This window comes from Microbacterium sp. PAMC21962, from assembly GCF_019443465.1.
GTDB lineage: Bacteria > Actinomycetota > Actinomycetes > Actinomycetales > Microbacteriaceae > Microbacterium > Microbacterium hominis.
The window spans coordinates 2,892,603-2,911,511 of record NZ_CP080381.1; the positions used below are offsets into that span (position 1 = coordinate 2,892,603).

Annotated in this window: 14 protein-coding genes; 6 read left to right on the forward strand and 8 right to left on the reverse strand. The window is 72.3% G+C overall.

What is annotated here, in order from left to right:
* The first annotated feature begins 67 nt into the window (after nucleotides 1-67).
* Together treZ and KY498_RS13660 are read left to right on the forward strand one after the other, a co-directional pair.
* Nucleotides 68-1,801: a malto-oligosyltrehalose trehalohydrolase gene (gene treZ, locus KY498_RS13655; RefSeq protein ID WP_191009104.1), complete on the forward strand. Its 1,734-nt coding sequence runs from the start codon at nucleotides 68-70 to the stop codon at nucleotides 1,799-1,801.
* 114 nt (nucleotides 1,802-1,915) lie between these two features.
* A complete protein-coding gene (locus KY498_RS13660) occupies nucleotides 1,916-2,743 on the forward strand; it encodes a TspO/MBR family protein (RefSeq protein WP_191009103.1) in 828 nt (275 codons plus the stop codon).
* Between the two features lie 13 nt (nucleotides 2,744-2,756).
* Here the strand turns inward: KY498_RS13660 and KY498_RS13665 are convergent, their stop codons facing one another.
* Genes KY498_RS13665 through KY498_RS13685 form a run of 5 tightly spaced genes read right to left on the reverse strand, consistent with a single transcriptional unit; the run spans nucleotide 2,757 to nucleotide 6,898 of the window.
* Complete coding sequence (locus KY498_RS13665; protein ID WP_101306917.1) at nucleotides 2,757-3,482, reverse strand: GMP synthase; 726 nt, start codon at nucleotides 3,480-3,482, stop codon at nucleotides 2,757-2,759.
* Nucleotides 3,483-3,527: 45 nt separating this feature from the next.
* On the reverse strand, nucleotides 3,528-4,274 hold the full coding sequence (locus KY498_RS13670) for a LysR substrate-binding domain-containing protein (protein ID WP_191009102.1): 747 nt from the start codon (nucleotides 4,272-4,274) through the stop codon (nucleotides 3,528-3,530).
* 51 nt (nucleotides 4,275-4,325) lie between these two features.
* The gene (locus tag KY498_RS13675; RefSeq protein WP_061782438.1) at nucleotides 4,326-4,733 is read right to left on the reverse strand and encodes a transferase; all 408 of its coding nucleotides are present in this window, start codon (nucleotides 4,731-4,733) and stop codon (nucleotides 4,326-4,328) included.
* Nucleotides 4,734-4,772: 39 nt separating this feature from the next.
* Complete coding sequence (locus KY498_RS13680; protein WP_191009101.1) at nucleotides 4,773-5,927, reverse strand: bifunctional glycosyltransferase family 2/GtrA family protein; 1,155 nt, start codon at nucleotides 5,925-5,927, stop codon at nucleotides 4,773-4,775.
* 5 nt (nucleotides 5,928-5,932) lie between these two features.
* A complete protein-coding gene (locus tag KY498_RS13685) occupies nucleotides 5,933-6,898 on the reverse strand; it encodes a phosphodiester glycosidase family protein (RefSeq protein WP_060958370.1) in 966 nt (321 codons plus the stop codon).
* A gap of 89 nt (nucleotides 6,899-6,987) precedes the next feature.
* Between KY498_RS13685 and KY498_RS13690 the strand changes: the two genes are divergently transcribed.
* Nucleotides 6,988-7,650, forward strand: a complete 663-nt coding sequence (locus KY498_RS13690) for a YitT family protein (RefSeq protein WP_060958371.1) — start codon at nucleotides 6,988-6,990, stop codon at nucleotides 7,648-7,650.
* 225 nt (nucleotides 7,651-7,875) lie between these two features.
* Here the strand turns inward: KY498_RS13690 and KY498_RS13695 are convergent, their stop codons facing one another.
* Nucleotides 7,876-8,868, reverse strand: a complete 993-nt coding sequence (locus tag KY498_RS13695) for an Lrp/AsnC family transcriptional regulator (protein ID WP_060958372.1) — start codon at nucleotides 8,866-8,868, stop codon at nucleotides 7,876-7,878.
* Between the two features lie 145 nt (nucleotides 8,869-9,013).
* Between KY498_RS13695 and KY498_RS13700 the strand changes: the two genes are divergently transcribed.
* From KY498_RS13700 to KY498_RS13710, 3 genes are read left to right on the forward strand one after another with little or no spacing between them, the layout of a single operon-like run.
* Nucleotides 9,014-10,237, forward strand: coding sequence for an amidohydrolase (locus KY498_RS13700; protein WP_060958404.1), 1,224 nt, complete (start codon nucleotides 9,014-9,016; stop codon nucleotides 10,235-10,237).
* A 34-nt stretch (nucleotides 10,238-10,271) separates the two neighbouring features.
* Nucleotides 10,272-11,651 (forward strand): DUF3100 domain-containing protein, encoded by a 1,380-nt coding sequence (locus KY498_RS13705; protein WP_191009100.1) that lies wholly within the window; start codon nucleotides 10,272-10,274, stop codon nucleotides 11,649-11,651.
* A gap of 29 nt (nucleotides 11,652-11,680) precedes the next feature.
* Nucleotides 11,681-13,042: an L-serine ammonia-lyase gene (locus KY498_RS13710; RefSeq protein ID WP_191009099.1), complete on the forward strand. Its 1,362-nt coding sequence runs from the start codon at nucleotides 11,681-11,683 to the stop codon at nucleotides 13,040-13,042.
* A 164-nt stretch (nucleotides 13,043-13,206) separates the two neighbouring features.
* Here the strand turns inward: KY498_RS13710 and KY498_RS13715 are convergent, their stop codons facing one another.
* A complete protein-coding gene (locus KY498_RS13715; protein WP_191009098.1) occupies nucleotides 13,207-13,980 on the reverse strand; it encodes an Fpg/Nei family DNA glycosylase in 774 nt (257 codons plus the stop codon).
* A gap of 48 nt (nucleotides 13,981-14,028) precedes the next feature.
* Nucleotides 14,029-18,834: an ATP-dependent helicase gene (locus KY498_RS13720; protein WP_191009097.1), complete on the reverse strand. Its 4,806-nt coding sequence runs from the start codon at nucleotides 18,832-18,834 to the stop codon at nucleotides 14,029-14,031.
* Between the last annotated feature and the right edge of the window lie 75 nt (nucleotides 18,835-18,909).

Genomic DNA, 18,909 nt, shown 5'->3' on the forward strand with positions numbered 1-18,909 from the left:
AGAGGACCGCTCGTGGGGCGAGGTCAAGGGGTCACGGCGATCTCGTCGCGACCGGCAGGATGGTCGCATGACGATCGAGGTGTGGGCGCCGCGCGCGGCGCGGGTGCGACTGCGGCGACCGGGGCTCGACGACGTCGAGCTGACCGCGGGGGAGGCCGGCTGGTGGACGGCTCCGCTGACGCTGGCGTCCGGCGACGAGTACGGTTTCGTGCTCGACGACGGCGCCGTGCGCCCCGACCCGCGCTCGCGGCGTCAGCCGCGGGGCGTGCACGAGCTCTCGGCCTGGGACGACCCGGCATCCTTCGCCTGGACCGATGCGGCCTGGACCGGGCGTCAGCTCGCCGGGGGACTCGTCTACGAGCTGCACGTCGGCACGTTCACACACGAGGGCACGCTGGATGCCGCGATCGGGCGCCTGCCGCACCTCGTCGACCTGGGCGTCACGCACGTCGAGCTGCTGCCGGTGAACGGCTTCAACGGCACGCACAACTGGGGCTACGACGGCGTGCTCTGGTACACGGTGCAGGAGGACTACGGCGGGCCGGAGGCGTACCGCCGCTTCGTCGACGCGGCGCACGCGGCGGGCCTCGCGGTCGTGCAGGACGTCGTCTACAACCACCTCGGCCCCTCGGGAAACTACCTGCCCGAGTTCGGGCCGTACCTGCGTGACGGGCAGAGCACGACGTGGGGATCGAGCGTCGATCTCGATCAGCGCGCGGTGCGCGACCACATCATCGACAACGCGCTGATGTGGCTCGGGGACATGCACGTCGACGGTCTGCGCCTGGACGCCGTGCACGCCCTGCACGAGTCGGCCGCAAGCCCCGTGCACATCCTGCGGGAGATCGCCGAGCGGGTCGACGCGCTGTCGGCCCACCTCGGCCGGCCGCTGACGCTCATCGCGGAGAGTGACCTCAACGACCCGGTGATGATCCTTCCGCGCGAGGCCGGCGGCTACGGGCTCACCGCGCAGTGGGTCGATGACTGGCATCACGCGGTGCACGTCGCCCTCACCGGGGAGACGGAGGGGTACTACGCCGACTTCGCCGACCCGCAGGCGCCGCCGAAGACGTGGACCGGCGGCTTCTACCACGACGGCACGTTCTCCTCGTTCCGGGATCGCGACTGGGGGGCGCCGATCCCCGCCGCGGTGCCGTCATGGCGCCTGGTGACCTTCGCGCAGGATCACGACCAGATCGGCAACCGCGCCGCCGGCGACCGGCTCAGCCAGTCGCTGTCGGCGGAGCGCCTCGAGGTGGCGGCGGTGCTGACGATGACCGCCCCCGGCACGCCGATGCTGTTCATGGGCGAGGAGTGGGGGGCCTCGACGCCCTGGCAGTTCTTCACCTCGCATCCCGAGCCCGAGCTCGCCGCCGCGACCCGCGCGGGCCGCACGGCGGAGTTCGCGCGGATGGGCTGGGACGAGGCGCTCGTGCCCGACCCGAACGATCCCGCGACGTTCGAGCGGTCGAAGCTGGACTGGGCGGAGCCCGGCGCCGGCGTGCACGCGCGACTGCTGGAGCTGTACCGGGCGCTGTCGCGGCTGCGGCGAGCCCGCCCCGAGCTGACCGACCCGGATCGCCGCGGGCACGGGGCCGAGAGCGCCGGCCCCGGACGGTGGGTGCTCCGCCGCGACGCCGCGGCCGTCTACGTCAACCTCTCGCCCGAGCCGTGGAGCATCGACCTCGACGGGCGCGAGGTGTGGCTCGCCACGTCCGGCGCCCCCGCGGGCGCTGCGGACGCCGGCGCCCTCGTGCTCCCGGCGGACACCGCCGCGATCGTCGGCCCCGTGTCTCGCTGACCGCCTGTGTCTCGCTGACCGCCGGTGTCTCGCTGACCGCCGGTGCGCCGGGCGCCGTCGCGGTGCCTGTCAAGGGCCTGGCGCACGGCGGCATCCCTCCATACCGTGAATGGCATGGACACTTCTCGCGGCACGCAGAGCCCCACGGGCGCCGACCTCGCGCGTCAGATCGTCGTCATCTCCGCGGTGGTCTTCATGATCATCGCCGCGATGGTGGGGACCGGACTGTTCGGCGGCACGAACGTCCGCGACCTGCAGGGCGGCGCACTGGATGCCGATGCGACCGTGCTCGCGCCGGCGACGCCGGCGTTCTCGATCTGGTCCGTCGTCTACGTCCTCATGGTCGCCTACGCCGTCTGGCAGGCCCTGCCCGCACAGCGCGGGCGGGAGCGCCAGCGGCGCGCGGGGTGGTGGATCGCGATCACCGCCGTCCTCAACGGCGGCTGGCTCCTCGCGGCGCAGTTCCTCACGCTGCCGGCCACGGTGATCGCGATCATCGTGCTCCTGGTCGCCCTGGGGGCGACGCTGCGGGCTCTCGTGCGGACGCCTGCGGAGACGTGGGCCGATCGACTGCTCATGGACGGCACCGTCGGCATCCACCTCGGCTGGGTGAGCCTCGCGACGGTCGCCAACATCACGGCCTGGCTGGCCGCGGACGTCGTGCCCGCGATGGATGCCGACAGTCAGCAGCTGTGGGGCGTGATCGTCCTGGTGGTCGTCGCCCTCGTCGGTGTCGCGGTCGCGTTCGGATCGGGCGGACGCATCGCCCCGGCGCTCGCGATGTCGTGGGGCCTCGTGTGGATCGGGATCGCGCGCACGAGCGGCGAGCCGCATGCCCCCGCGGTCGCGACCGCGGCCTTCGTCGTGGCCGTCGTCGTGCTGGTCTCGGCGATCGCGGCGGCAGGTCGCCGACGCGCGGTCGCCGCGACCATCGGGGACTGACGAGGGTCGCGCGTCAGAACGTCTGCGAGAAGGCGCGGAGGATGCGCATCGGCTCGGTGAGCGTGGCGGCGAGCACCAGCCCGGCGATGCGGTCGTAGTCGTGGGCCGCGAAGTAGCCGTCGTCGCGGTAGACCGCCATGCGCTCCGTGAAGGCGCGACCGGTGGGCTCGGGGTGGAACTGGGTCGCGTAGAGCGTGTCGCCCAGGCGATAGGCCTGCACGGGGCAGGCCTCGTTGGTCGCGAGCAGCACCGCACCCTCCGGCATCCGCCCCGTTCCCTCCTTGTGCGCGGTGAGCGCCGAGAAGGTAGGCGCGAGGGCGCCGAACAGGCCGTCGCGGCGGGCCTCGTCCGTCAGGTTCACGACCGTCGGTCCGGTGTCCTCGGGGTAGGCGCGCGTGACCTCCCCGCCGAGCGTGCGGGTCGCGACGCCGATGCCGTAACACGTGAAGAGGGCCGCGGTCTCCCCGGCCGCCGCCGCCTCCGCCAGGCGCGCCAGGTCGGCTTCGAGACGTCGCTGCGCCGCGGTCTTCGCCGACTCGGGGTCGGTCACGTTGAACGGGCTTCCCCCGACGACGGCGCCGCGCCACCGGACGGCGGCATCGGCCGGCCACGGGTCGCGGACGAGGTCCCACCGTTGCAGATCGCCCTCGTCGAGGTGCATGGCGAGACGGAACGATTCGTACTCGGCGGCCGCCGCGCCCTGCTGGGGGCGCGCACACACGTAGACGAGCGGAGCCATGCGGAGAGTCTAGGCGGCGATGCCGCGACGGGACCGCGTGTGACGTCAGCGCGACGAGTTGGCGGTGCGCCCGCGCACGATCCCGATGAACGCGTCGACGAGCGGTCCGTTGTCGCCGTCGGCCGACACGGGCCACGCGAGGGCCACGGTCGACACCGGTCCGCCGACGAGGGGGCGGAACGTGGCGTCCTTGCGGTGGTGCAGCCGCGCGAGCGACATCGGCACGATCACGACGCCGACCCCCGACGCGGCGATCGCGATCGCCTCGCCGACGCTCTCGGGTGCCGCGAACCGGGGAACGAGCGCTCCGGGCACCGCGATCTCGACGGGCGGATGCTGCGGCGCGATGACGACCTCGCCGTCGAGGTCGTCGAGCGTGAGCTCGTCGGCCGCCGTCAGATGCGAGTCGGCCGCGCACACCACCACCGGCACCTCGTCGTACAGCTCGATGACGTGCAGCCCCGCGCGATCCAGCGGGAGGCGGACGAGGGCAGCGTCGACGGATGCCGAGGCGACCGCCTCACGCTGATCGGCGATGTCCAGGGGTACCAGGTCGACCGCGACACGCGGCATCCGCTCACGCCAGCGGTCGATCCAGGTGCCCGGCGTCGCGCCCTCGATCGCGCCGAGTCGGAACGTGCCGTGCGGCTCGACGGGCGGCGGGGGCGGTGCGGGCCTCTTCTGCGGAGGCTTCTTGGCCGCGCCCGCGGGCGCTCCGGACGTGCGCCCCGAACCCGGGCGGGCGGGTCTGCCCCCGCGCCGGTTCGCGCGTCCCGCGCCACTGCCTGCCATGCAGGCCAGCGTAGCCGGGTGGGCCGGCGGACGACGCGGGACGGGCGGGCGTCAGGCGGCCAGGCGCAATCCCCGGCGGTCGGTCGCGACGCGCTCGCCGTCGGCGATCTGCTCGTCGTCGCCGATGAGCGATCCGCCCGCGACGCGCGCGTGCGCGCCGACGACGGTGCGGACACCGATCTTCGCGCGCGGGCCGATGGCCGCGCCGGATCCGATGTGCGCGTGCGGGGCGATCTCCGCGTCGGGGCCGATGACCGCGTCGGGCTCGATCCAGACGCCGCGGCCGATGTGGGCGCCCGCGGCGATCTGCGCGCCCGGTTCGACATACGCGCCCGCTTCGACGAGCGCGGAGGCGTGCACCTTCGCGCCGTTCGCGACCAGGCCGCGGCCGTTGACGTGCTTTCGATAGCGGAGCGTCTGCCCGCGATCGTCTTCGATGTCGATGTAGTTCTTACCCACGAATCCCTCCTGGTGATCGCAACCGCGTCGGGGCGGGAATCATTCCCGGCCGGGCGTCGGGGCGAACACGACCGTCCGCTGCACGCCGTAGCTGACCACGAAGAGGGTCGTCTCGGTCGCGATCTTCGCCAGCAGGACGGGGATGCCGGCGTCCGTCAGGGCGCTGAGGATGCCGTAGTTCGCCGCCAGCAGCAACCCCGCGAGCGAGAAGTAGCGCAGCGCCGTCGTGCGCGTGGGAAGCGACCGGGCGCGACCGAACACGAACGAGCGGTTGACGGCGAAATTCACGCTGGCGCTCAACAGACGTGCGAAGACCACCGAGAAGAGCAGCCACCCGGTCAACGCGTCCAGCACGAGCAGCGCGGCGGTGTCGATGGCGAAGGCGAGCAGCGCCGAGGCCGTGAACCTCAGCAGCGGGCCGTACACGCGCACCGAGTCCGCCACCGGCCGGAAGTGGCTGGAGCGGTTGCCGTCGAGGTAGACGGTCTCGATCGGCACCTCCGCGAGCGCGATCCCGGCGCCGCGGGCGCGCAGCAGCATCGCCAGCTCGTACTCGAACCGGTCGCCGGGAACCTGTTGCAGCCACGGCAGCGTCGCGGCCGGATACCCCCGCAGTCCCGTCTGGGTGTCGCGCAGCCGCTGCCCGGTCGCCAGGCGGAAGGCCCAGCGGGTGGTGCCGTTGCCGACGCGGCTGCGCAGCGGCACCTCCCCGGAGAAGGCGCGGGCCCCGAGCACGATCGTGCGTGCGCGGGCCGCGTCGTCCGCCGTCGGTGTCGTCGCCGTCGGCGTCGCTGCGGGGGTGCCGGCCCGCGGGCCGGAGGCGGAGCCGGCGGACTGGCCGACGAGTTCCCGCGGACGCCGCGCGCCGTCGGGATCGACCGCCTCGGCGACGCGGCGGATGTCCGCCGGGGTGTGCTGGCCGTCGGCATCCGCCGTCACCACCGCCGCGCCCGGCCATGCCCGCGCGGCGTGAGCGAACCCGGTGCGCAGCGCCGCGCCCTTTCCGCGGTTGCGTCCGTGCCGGAGCACGACGGCGCCCGCCGCCGCGGCGGCCGCGAACACCGGGGCGAACCGCTCACCCGAGCCGTCGTCGACGACCAGGACGGGCGTCTCGGGCGCCGCGGCGGTGAGGGCGGCGATCACGTCGACGAGACGGCCGTCGGGCTCGTACGCGGGGATCAGGACGATGTGCATCGCGATCACCCCGCCGCGATGTAGAGGATGTCGCTCGTCGCGCGCTCGCCCCCGTTGGAGGGCTTGTTGACGACCGTGCCGTTGAACCACATCTCGCTCGACCCGCCCCCGTCGAGGTTGTACGCCGTGGTGGCGCCCAACGAGACCATGATGTCGGCGAGTCCGCTCATCGTGACGCCCGCGCTGTAGCCCGGACTGCGCCCGTCGACCACCACGATCACGATGTGGTTCTCGTCGATGACGCCGATCGCCGTGCGGGGCTGCTCGCCCTGGATCGAATGGTTGCCGATGTTGGTGTCGATCTCGACGTCGTCGATGCCGGAGACGACCGCGCCGTCCTCCACCAGCGCGGGACCGAAGCTCAACGTGTTCCACGCCCCGTCGGCGAGCAGCTCCGCGGCCGAGGTCTGCGTCTCGTCGTACACCGCCGCCGTGCCGTCCTTGTAGAAGACGAGGCCCTCGCGTGCGCCGTCGTCGCGGAAGACGACGCCGTTGCGGATGACGATCCCCGAGTCGCGGAAGCCGTAGTAGTCGCCGTTGACGGCGAACACCGCCCCGTTGGCGGTCGCCGTCTCGCTCACGAGGGCCGTGATGTTCTCGCCGAACTGGTTGTTCGCGAAGGCGCTGCGCAGCGCGGTCGCGTCGCTCAGCGTGATGTCGGCGACGTAGTACGTGACCGTGGCGTCCCCGGTGCCCTGGGTGTGCGTGCTGATCGAGATCGCCGCGTCGTCGGAGGTGTAGGTGGTGGCGGTGACGACGGGCGTCGAGGCCGTGCTCGTCGCGTCGGCGGACGCCGATGCCGTGGGGGATGCCGAGGCCGTCCCGTTCTGCGCCGCCTCGTAGGCGGCGACGTCCGAGACGACGACGTGGGGGACGACGAACCGGTCGAGTGCCCAGGCCGTCCCGCCCCCCGCGGCGAGCAGGACCGCGACCCCACCGGCGATGAGGGAGTGCTTGACACGCTTTTTCATGAGGACCACCCTCGGCGGTCGCGGTAGGCGCCCCCTTGGCGGCGGCTACGCGGCGGCTATGAACGTCGCGCCCCGCGGATGTTGCGAAGATGGATGCCGTGACCGCTCCCGCAGATGACGACCCGACCACCGGTCCGACGCTCGTCTTCGACACCAAGGCGCAGGACCACTCGGTCGGCGAAGACATCCTCGGCCTGCTCACCGGGACCTTCCTCGTCTCCTCGGGACTGCACCTGCTGCACGCCGCACAGGCGGTGACCGGCGGCACGGCCGGCCTCTCGCTGCTCCTCGGTTACGCGACCGGCTGGCCGTTCTGGGTGCTCTTCGCCGCGGTCAACCTGCCCTTCGCGCTGCTGGCGGTCTGGCGTCGGGGCTGGGACTTCACGATCCGCACGGTGATCTCCATCGCGCTCGTGTCGGCGTTCGCGCCGCTGCACGACGCCCTCTTCCCCATCGAGGGGTTGCAGCCGCTCTACGGCACCCTCGCCGGCAACCTGCTGGCGGGCGTGGGGGTGCTCATCCTCTTCCGCCATCGCGCGAGCGTCGGCGGCATCAACATCATCGGGCTGGAGATCCAGGACCGCACGGGCTTCCGGGCGGGCTGGACGATGATGATCTTCGACGTGCTGATCGTCGCGCTCGCGCTGCTGGTCGTCCCGTGGCAGAACGTGCTGATGAGCGCCGCCGGCGCGGTGCTCCTCAACCTGGTGCTGGCCCTGAACCACCGTCCCGGCCGCTACCTCGGTCGCTGACCCGCGCGCCGGCGTTTTGCTGTCGCCGCGCGGCAGCAGATGCGGAGAGTGATCACGGATGCGGAGGGTGGGGGCCGTGGCATCCGATTCTGTGATCGTGGTCCGATTCTGGTGGTGGCGCGGGGCGTGCTCGCGCGTGGCCGCCGCAGATGCGGAGGGTGGTCGCGGATGCGGAGGGTGGGGGCCGCGGCATCCGATTCTGTGATCGTGGTCCGATTCTGGTGGTTACGCCGGCGGTGCGGAGGGGCCGCTTGCCCGGGTGTCGGGGCTGACCATTCGCCCCATCTGCTTCGCGATGCGCAGCACGACGGCGCGATCCGCGATCCTGGACCCCTGCAGGGCTGTCTCGAGGGCCATCTCGAAGCGGTTGACGTCGGCGAGATTGCGAAGCCACACCGCAAGGATGAGGTTGTAGCGGCTGGCGGCCGTCATCGCCAGCCGGACCTCCGGCACGCTGGTGATCGCGGTTCGCGCCGCTTCGATGACGCGCGCGGGTGCTTCGACGAAGTACCACGTGTAGATCGGCCAGCCCGTGTAGCCGCGGGCGAGGTCGACGCGGAAGGTGAGCTCCCCGCTCGCGCGCAGCGTCGCGATGGCGTCCGCGATGCGCTGAGCGGCGAACCCGGTGCGCGTGCTCAGCTCGGCGACACTCATCCGTCCGTCGTGCCACAGCTCCCGCGCCAGTGCGGTGCGCAACTCGTCGGGGACGTGGCGGCTGGCGCGCGGGCGCGGCGGCCGAGGCGGTCGGATGCGGCCGGCCTCCTCGGGTTCGAGCGCGCGCAGACGCCACCGCGATGCGTCGATGAGGACTTCGTTGGCCAGGTGTGTGCGCACCGATCGGATGCCGTCCAGCCCGCCCAGCCTCGTCAGAGCGTAGGTGGACAGGGCCCCCAGATCAGGGGCCTGGACCAGAGCGAGAAGGTCACGAGAGCCCGACGCATGGTCGAGGACGACGACGAAAGGGTCGTTCTGGAGCCCATTGGCGACGGCGTTCAGCTGGGATAGCTCGACTTCGACCTCCAGCAGCGCGAGCTGCCCCCGGATCGCGTGGCCGGTGACCCACGCGATGCCCTCTGCGCTCAATCGCGCCCAGCGTCTCGCCAAGGTCCCCGCGTCGGCGCCGACGGCCGAAGCGAGATCGCTCCAGGGAGCGCGCGGTTCGATCTGCAGCGCATGCAGCAGTCGCAGGTCGGTGTCGTCGAGCCGCGTGGACGTCATCGTGGTCCTCCTAAACACAGGATGCACCGGTTATCCCGCACCGAAGCCGTCTTTTGCGCAGAATTCGCGAGAGTTTACAAAACAGTGACATGACTGTCTGCACAATCATCGGCATCCGCCCACGAGAGGACAACCGGTGACCACCATGCAGCCCCGGCTCGCCGCCGACGTCGACGCATTGAAAGACCGCGCCACCGACGAGGTCGATCGTCGCAGAGCGCAACTCGTCGCGTTGAGTCACGCCGTCCACGCGGATCCCGAGCTTTCGTGGCAGGAGCACCGGTCCGCCGCCCGCATCGCCGACCTCCTCGAGTCAGAGGGGTTCGATGTCCGCCGAGAGGCCTACGGTCTCGACACGGCCTTCGAAGCGACGTACGGGGAGGGGGATCTCACCCTCGCCCTCTGCGCCGAGTACGACGCCCTGCCGGGGATCGGCCACGCCTGCGGACACAACGTCATCGCCGCCGCAGGAGCGGGCGCCGCGCTGCTGCTCGCACCCCTGGCCGCTTCGGTGGGCCTGCGCATCAAGCTGCTCGGCACCCCTGCGGAGGAGCACGGTGGGGGCAAGGTCGCGATGCTCACACGCGGAGCCTGGGAGGACGTCGACTTCTCGATGATGGTCCACGGCATGACCGGAGGTGACATCTCCGCCTCGGCGTTCCGCTCCACCGCGGTGGATCGGTTCGAGGTGGAGTTCCACGGGCTCGCTGCCCATGCCGCCGGCGCTCCGGAACGAGGCATCAACGCGGCGGCGGCAGCGACGCTGGCACAGACCGCCGCCGCCCTGCTGCGCCAGCAGCTTCCGGCGGACACGAACATGAACATGTTCGTGTCGATGGGCGGTGAGGCGACGAACATCATCGCGGAGCGTTCGGTGCTCCAGGTCGAGCTGCGTGCCTACGACATCGAGGTCTGGCGCGACATGAAGAACAAAGTGCTGGCCTGCTTCGAGGGGGCGGCGATCGCCACGGGCTGCCGCTGGGAATGGCGCCCGACGGAGCATCCGTATGCGCCGTTGACGCCCGATGCCGCGCTGGCGGACGTGTGGGACCGCAATCTGATCGCCCGCGGGCGCATCATCGGGGATGCCCCTGCCGGTGGCGGTTCGACGGACATGGGAAACGTCTCGCAGGTCGTCCCGTCCATCCACCCGACCATCGCCTTCCTCGGCGAGACGGCCGTGCCGCACAACCCGGACTTCGCCGTGGCGGCGGTCAGCCCGGCCGCCGACGACGCCGTCGTCGACGGCGCTCTGCTCCTGGCCTGGACGGCGCTCGACGTCGCCTGCGACCAGAACCTCCGCGCCGAGCTCCACAGGCGCACCGCCGCTCGCCCCGCCGGGGCGACTCGGATCACGCTCGAAGCCTGATCGCGCAGCGACAGGCCCCACCGGAGAAGATGCCATGACCACCAATCAGGCCCGTGCGGCCACGCCCGTCTCGACGGCACGCGCCGTCGCCGTCCTCACCCTCCGCGACCGCCGCGTGTGGATGCTGCTCGCATGTGTCGTCGCGATCGCCGCCGGCGCACAGGCGATCGGTCCCGTCGTCATCCCCCTCGGCATCGCCTCCATCACGCTGCTGCCCATGATCTGGGGGATCCTCGCGGGCACGATCGTGTCCGGGCAGCGTCTCAAGCCCTTCCCGATCGACCTGCAGCAGGCCGCCACGGTCGTGATGGGCGTGGCGGTGCTGTTCCTCGTCGCGCGCATGTCGTTCACGATCGGTCCCAACATCCCCCTTCTCCTGCAAGCCGGCCCGGCGCTGCTGCTCCAGGAACTCGGCCACCTCTTCGGCACGATCGCGCTCGCTCTCCCGCTCGCGGTCCTGCTGCGCATGGGCCCGGCGACGGTCGGGGCGACGTTCTCCATCGACCGCGAGGGGTCGTTCGCGATGGTGAGCGAGCGTTACGGATCCGACTCGCCGCAGTACCGCGGTGTGCTGTCGATGTACGTGTTCGGCACGATCTTCGGTGCTGTCATCGTCAGCCTCATCGCCTCGTTGGCGGCGTCTCTCGGCCTGTTCGATCCGCTTGCGCTGGCGATGGGGGCGGGTGTCGGCTCCGGATCGATGATGGCGGCGGCGGCATCGGTCATCGTCTCCGCACACCCGGAGATGCAGGACCAGGTGCTGGCGCTGGCGGCCACCTCCAACCTCATCACCGGGATCCTCGGCCTCTACATCGGCGTCTGGGTGTCCCTCCCCCTCGCCGACCGCCTGTACAAGGCGCTGACACGGGACAAGGACGCCCTCCTCCCGGGCCGTCGGCCGCGCTCACCGCAGGGGACGCTGCCGGCCGCCGACCTTCCGACGATCGAAGCGGCCACGGTCCACCCGCCCACCGTGCGGGTGCCCTTGTGGCTGTCGGTGCTGATCATCTCCGCCGCCGGCCTGGTCGTCGCAGCCATCGCCGCGAGGTCGCTGTCGGTGAACACGGTCATCACGTACGCGATGTTGACGATCCTCGTGCTCGCGGGGCTCGGTGCGGCACGGATCACACGAGGCAAGGTCCCCGCCATCATCGTCGTGATGACCGCAGGCGCCCTGCTGACCTCGCCTCTCTCCCCGATCGCGTCCTGGGTCACGGGAGCCGCGGCATCCGTCGACTTCCTCGCACTGATCACGGTGATGCTCACGATCGCGGGTCTCAGTCTGGGCAAGGACCTGCCGATGCTTCGCAGTATCGGGTGGAAGATCATCCCGGTCGGCATCGTGTCGATCACCGCCTCGTTCCTCCTCTCGGCCGTCGTCGCCGAGTTCGCGCTGGGCCTGTGGGGCCATTGAGAGGCGCGTCGCCGGAGATCGAGCGCGGAGTGTACGTCTCCGCGCTCGATCTCTTCTCCCTGGGGATCGGTCCGTCGAGCTCGCACACCGTGGGGCCCATGCGTGCTGCGCTCGCCTTCGTCGACGGCCTGGAGAGCGCGGGAATCCGAGAGCGGGTGACCCGGTTCGTCTGTCGGCTCCACGGCTCCCTGGCGGCGACGGGCGTCGGCCATGGGACCCCCGACGCCGTCATCGCGGGTCTACGGGGCCTGCGCCCGGAGACCGTCGACCCGGCGCACGTGCACGGTGAGTGGGCACGCCTGTGCGCGGGGGAGGACGTGCGCATCGGCCAGGTCGCTCTCACCGAGGGTGACATCGCCTTCGCTCCCCGCGAGCGCCATCACGGTCACCCCAATGCCCTCACCCTGACCGCGTTCGACGGCGACGGCGAGCTCGCCTCGGAGACCTACCTGTCGATCGGCGGCGGCTTCGTGCGACGCGTCGGGGAGTCCGGGTCCGACGAGAGCGTTCCAGAATCGGTCGGCGACGACGGCCTCGCGGGGATGCTGCCGTCGCGGTACCGCACGATGGCCGAGTTGCTCGCCGCCCTCGACGGTCGGACGATCGCCGAGGTCGCCTGGGCCGATGAGGTCGCGCTGCGCGGTGCGGATCGCGCCGCCGCCGGGCTCGATCTCATCTGGCAGGAGATGCGCGCCTGTGTGGAGCGCGGGTTGAATGTTCGCGGGGTGCTGCCGGGACGGCTCGGTGTGCCCCGACGCGCCGCGGCGGCGTGGGCGCGTCTGGCGTCGACCGGCGATCCGGCGGAGACGTCCGAGGCGCTGTCCCTCTACGCGATGGCGGTCAACGAGGAGAACGCCGCCGGCGGACGGGTGGTGACCGCACCGACCAACGGCGCGGCGGGCGTTCTCCCTGCGGTGATGTATCACGCGTGCCGCGCGGGCGGATTCGACCGCGCGGAGGTCCGTGTCTTCTTGTTGACGGCCACCGCCGTCGGATCGATCATCAAGGCGAACGCATCGATCTCCGGCGCCGAGGCGGGGTGCCAAGCGGAAGTGGGGAGCGCCTGCGCCATGGCGGCGGCGGGTCTCACCGCCATCCGCGGCGGCACACCCGCGCAGATCGAGAACGCCGCCGAGATCGCGATGGAGCATCACCTCGGCATGACCTGCGACCCGGTCGGAGGCCTCGTGCAGATCCCCTGTATCGAGCGCAATGCGGTCGCCGCGGCGACCGCCCTCACCGCGTCACGCCTCGCGCTGCTGGGCGACGGAACGCACGTCGTCACCCTCGACACCGTCATCGAGACGATGCGGCAGACCGGCGCAGACATGTCTGCTCGCTACAAGGAGACCAGCGAGGCGGGCCTGGCCGTCAACGTCGTGGAGTGCTGAGCCCGCGCCGCCCGCTGAGGCTGCATTCGCCGGCGCCGGCGCGGATTCGGTACCCGCTCCGGTCGCGGATTCGGTGCCCTGCAACGGATGCGGAGGGTGGATGCCGCGGCATCCGAATGCGGTGCGACGCTCCGATTCTGCGGCGTCCTCGGTGGACGCCGCGGTCACGTCTGGCAGACGGGGCACCAGAAGACGATGCGCTCGCTCGTCTCGGTCGCGCCCAGCTCGGTGCGGCGGATGGGCGTGCCGCACCGCCGGCAGGGCTTGCGCTCGCGCCGATAGACCCAGTTCTGCCGACCCGGTCGGGTGTCACCGGTGAAGGTCCGCGATGGTCGGTCCCGGTTGGCGGTGATCATCCGCGCGGCGGTGTCCACCAGACCCGCGACATCCACGTCGGCGGCCGGCGTCGTCGGCAGGATGCCGCGGACGAAAAGCAGCTCGTTGGCGTACTCGTTGCCGAGCCCGGCGAGATTTCGCTGATCGAGGACCGCCACGTGCACGGGCCTCCCATCGGCGGAGAGGCGGCGCGCCGCTTCGGCCGGGTCCCAGTCGGGGCCGAGCAGGTCGGGACCGAGGTGGCCGACGAGGGCGTCCTCCTCGCTGGTGGGGACGAGGTCGACCATCGCGATCTCGAAGCCCACGGCATCCACCTGCGCGGTGCCGACGATGGCGCGCGCCTGGAAGGCGGGGGAGCGCCACCGCTCGCCGCGGCGGAACACGAGCCAGCGGCCCTCCATCTTGAGGTGCGAGTGCAGGGTGAAGCCGCCGATGCGCATCAGCAGGTGCTTGCCCCGCGGCACGACCTCGTGCACGAGCTCACCCGTCAAGTCGGCCGTGGCGTACCGCGGCACGCGCAGGTCGAAGCGGGTCACCTCCGCACCCGCGAGCGCCTCGTGCAGCCGTCGGGCGGTGCGGAACACGGTGTCGCCCTCAGGCATGCGCCCCTCCGCGGTTCGCGCGGCCGCCAGCCACGGCGCCCCCGCGGGTCACCGCTGCCGCCGCAGGGTCAGGCCACGGCTGGACTCGACGAAGCCCGCCGTCTGCAGCGCCCGTCCGGCGGGCGTGCCGTAGACGAATGCGCCCGACACCTGCTCGACGGTCAGGGTGTCGAGGTGCCGGCGTCGCGCCGTGTCGACGAGGCTGGCGGCGGCGGCGGCGAGCACGTCGTCGTCATCGCTGAACACGAGCGCCGAACGTCCGCCGCGTTCGAGATAGAGCACGAGGGCGCCGTCGACGAGCGTCACGAGTCCTCCCGCCTTGCGTCCCGGCCGGTGGGCGACCGCCTCCAGCGCCGGCCAGGCGAGCGCGGCGCCGTAGGGGTTGGCGGGATCGGTCGCGGCGAGCGTCACCGCCCGCAGCGGCGCGGGATCGGGCAGCGCGGCGTACTCGCGTAGGCGGTCGACGGTGGCGGATGCCGCGAACTGAGCCGCCCCGAGCTTCTCGATGAAGTATCCGCGACGGCAGTGGCCCGCATCCTCGAAACCCGCCAGCACACGGTAGGTCTGCGCGAAGCCGCCGGGCACCCCCTCCGCCTGCACCGCCCCGCGCGTGACCACGCCGTAGCGCTCCAGCAGCAGGCTCGCGGATGCCGCGGCGCGAAGCGCGGCGTCGGCGGACGGCTGCGGCAGCAGCGACCACCGGCCGCCCACGAGGGGAGGGCGCGGGGGTGCCGCCCGCGGTGCCATGACGGTCGCTGCGATCGAGGTGCCCCGGAACATCCGCGCCCGCGGCGTGCGCCGCGTCGTGCGATGCGCCTGCGATCCGCCGGCGAGCAGGCCGCGCACCGGCGCGAAGGTGTCGTTCGTCACCCGTCCGGTCCAGGTGAGGTTCCATAGCGCCTCGACGACCGCCTGCTCGCTGAGGGCGGACGTCATGCCGGCGAGCTGGCCGGCGAAGAAGGCGCCGCCCGCGCCGAGCGCGTCGAGGATCCGCTGCTCCAGTTCCGTGGGCGGCTCGGGGTCGTCGGGCAGGGCGAGGGTGAGCGGCACGGCGTCGATCGGGTGCAACGCGATCCACCCGTCGCGCCCCGGCAGCGAGCCGTGCCCCGACCAGACGACCTCGCCCGTCGAGGTGAGCTCGTCGAGCATCGCGGGCGTGTAGTCGCTGATCCGCGCGGGCAGCACGAGCGACTCCCACGCGCTCGCCGGGAGGGGGACGCCCGCGAGCTGCTCGATCGCGGCGAGCACTCCGTCGACGCCCTCCATCGGACGGCCGCCGGCCGACCCGGCCACGTGCTGCCAGGCGGGCAGGAACCGCGCGTACGACTCCGGGGCGACCGGCTCGACCGTGCCGCGGATGGCCGCCAAGGATCGCAGCCGCAGGCGCCTCAGCACCTCGCTGTCGCACCACTCCAGGTCGTCCGCGGGGGCGCGTCCGTCGGTGGTGGCGGCGGCGTCGGGCAGGAAGAAGCCCGCCGACACGCGCCCCTGCGACTCCAGGCGTTGCAGCGTCTGCCGCGCGACCGCCGTGCCGACGCCGAGGCGCCCGGCGACGTCCGCGGTCCGGAACGGGCCATGGGTGCGGGCGTGGCGGGCGACGAGGTCGGCGAGCGGGTCGGCGACGGGCTCGAGGAAGGCGAGGGGGATGCCGACGGGAAGCGCCGCTCCGAGAGCGTCGCGGAGCCGGCCCGCATCCTCGATGGCGGCGACGCGCTCGACGCCGCCGACCGTGACGCGGATCGCGCGACGCGCGTCGATCAGCTCCCCGAGCAGGGACGCCGCCACGGCCTGTGCCGCAGCCGGATCCGCGGCCGTCGCAGCAGCGTCCGCGGCCGGATCCGTCTCGTCCCCGGCGGAGGCCGGCGCGACGTCGGGGGCCTCGAGGCGGGCCGCGACCTCCGCGGCATCCAGGGGCCCGAGCAGGCGCAGCAGGTCGGCCACCCCTTCCACGCCGCGCACGCGGCGCGACGGATCGAGCCGCTGCGCCTCGCGCTCGAACTGCGCGATCACGGCGGGGTCGAGGAGCTCCCGCATCTCGACCTTGCCGAGCAGTTCGCCGAGCAGTGCGGGATCCACCGAGAGCGCGGCGGCCCGGCGCTCGGCCAGCGGCGAGTCTCCCTCGTACATGAACGCGCCGACATATCCGAAGAGCAGATCGCGTGCGAACGGCGACGGCTGGCTGGTCGTGGTCTCGACGAGGCGGATGCGCCGGTCGCCGATCGACCGCGCGATGCGCAGCAGAGCGGGCAGGTCGTAGACGTCCTGGAGCACCTCGCGCAGCGTCTCCAGGATGATCGGGAAGGTGGGGTGGTTCTTGGCGACCTCCAGCAGCTGCGCGGACTTCTGCCGCTGCTGCCACAGTGGCGAGCGCTTGTTGGGGTTGAGGCGGGGCAGCAGCAGGGCGCGGGCGGCGCACTCGCGGAAGCGCGAGGCGAACAGCGCCGAGCCGCCCACCTCGTCGGTCACGAGCCGTTCCAGCTCGTCGGGTTCGAAGACGAACAGGTCGGCTCCCGGCGGCTCGCTCTCGGCATCCGGCACGCGCGCGATGATGCCGTCGTCGCTCGCGACCGCCGACCCCTCCACGCCGAGCCGCTCGCGGATGCGCGCGTTGACGGCGAGAGCCCAGGGTGCGTGGACGTGCATGCCGTACGGGGAATGCAGGATGATGCGCCAGTCGCCGACCTCGTCGCGGGAACGCTCGACCGTCAGGGTGCGGTCGGTGGGGAGGCTGCCCGTCGCCTCCTTCTGCTCGTCGAGATAGGCCAGCAGGTTGCCGATGGCGTTGTCGTCGAGCCCCGAGTCGCGAAGACGCGCGGTGGCCTTCTCGGAGCCCGCGGCGGCGACCTCGCGGGAGAAACGCCCCAGCGCCTCGCCCAGCTCGGCGGGCCGTCCGAGGCCGTCGCCGTGCCAGAACGGCAGCTTGCCCGGCTGGCCGAACGCGGGCAGCACGTTGACGCGATCATGGGTGATCTCGACGATCCGCCAGCTCGTGGTGCCGAGGGTGAACACGTCGCCCACCCGCGACTCGTAGACCATCTCCTCGTCGAGCTCGCCGACGCGTGCGTTGCGGGTCTCGCCGGCGACGAACACCCCGAACAGGCCCCGGTCGGGGATGGTGCCACCGCTCGTCACGGCGACGCGTTGCGCACCGGGGCGCGCCGTCAGGGTGCCGTGATCGCGGTCCCAGACGACGCGCGGGCGCAGCTCCGCGAACTCGTCGGAGGGGTACTTGCCCGCGAGCAGGTCGAGTGTGGCCTCGTATGCCGAGCGCGGGAGGGTCCGAAACGGTGCCGAGCGGCGCACGGTCTCGAACCAGCCCTCGACGTCGACGACGCCGACGGCGCAGGCCGCGATCGTCTGCTGGGCGAGGATGTCGAGCGGGTTCTGCGGCACGGCGATGGCCTCGATCTGCCCCGCCAGCATCCGCTCGGTGACCACCGCGGTGTGCAGGACGTCGCCGCGGTGCTTCGGGAACAGCGCGGCGCGGCTCACCTCGCCCACCTGGTGTCCGGCGCGGCCGACGCGCTGCAGTCCGGACGCCGCCGACGGCGGCGCCTCCACCTGGATGACGAGGTCGACCTCGCCCATGTCGATGCCGAGCTCAAGCGAGCTCGTCGCGACCACGCAGCGCAGGATGCCGCGCTTCAGCTCGTCTTCGACCTGCGCGCGCTGCTCCTTCGACACCGAGCCGTGGTGGGCCTTCGCGAGCTCCGGAGGGGCGCCGGCGCTCGCGCCCGCCTGCGCCATCGTCTGAGCGGGGACCGTCGCATCGGGCAGCTCGAGGCCGAGGCGTTCCGCGTAGATCTCGTTGAGGCGCCCGGTCAGTCGTTCCGCGAGCCGCCGCGAGTTCGCGAACACGATCGTCGAGCGGTGCGCGAGCACCCGGTCGACGATCGCCTCCTCCACATGGGGCCACACCGATCCGGTGATCTCCGTGGGCGGCGACGGCGCGAACCAGTCGCCGTCACCCTCGGCATCCGCCGTCTCGCCCTCGGCGCCGGCATCCGGGCGGTGCTCCGGCGGGGGCGGGGGGTTGAGCATGTCCGACATCGGCACGACGACGCGCAGATCGAACGCCTTCGTGGCGCGCGGAGCGACGATCTCGACCGGGGCGGAGCCGCCCAGGAAGCGCGCCACCTCGTCGATCGGGCGCACCGTCGCCGACAGTCCCACCCGCTGCGCGGCAGGACGATCCGGATCGTCGCCGCGGCGCAGGGCGTCGAGCCGTTCGAGGCTCACCGCCAGGTGGGCGCCCCGCTTGGTGGCCGCGACGGCGTGCACCTCGTCGACGATCACGGTGTGCACGTCGCGCAGGGTCTCGGCCGCCTGGGAGGTGAGCATCAGATAGAGCGACTCGGGTGTCGTGATGAGGATGTCGGGCGGATCGGTGACGAGCTTGCGGCGGTCGGCGGCGGGTGTGTCGCCCGAGCGCACGCCGACGGTCACCTCCGGCAACGGCATGCCGAGACGGCGCGCGGCCTGGCCGATGCCCACCAGCGGCGAGCGGAGATTGCGCTCCACATCGACGCCGAGGGCCTTCAGCGGCGAGATGTAGAGGATGCGCGTGCCCGCGGCATCCTTCTTCGGCGGCCTCTTTCTGGCCGCCCCGGCGGGCGCGGCGTCGACGGGGACCGCGCCGTCGGCCGGGGCAGTGGCCTTCTCCCGGAACACCCGGTCGATGGCCCACAGGAACGCCGACAGGGTCTTGCCCGAGCCGGTGGGGGCGACCACGAGGGCGTGCTTGCCGGCCGAGATCGCCTCCCATGCCCCGGTCTGCGCGGTCGTCGGCTGGGCGAAGGCGCCACGGAACCAGTCCTGGGTCGCAGGACCGAACCGCTCCAGCACATCGGCCATCGATCCATCATCCCGCGGACCGCCGACACGCGGGGTGCGGCGCGTGTTCCGTATTCAGTCTCCGCGGCGTCATCG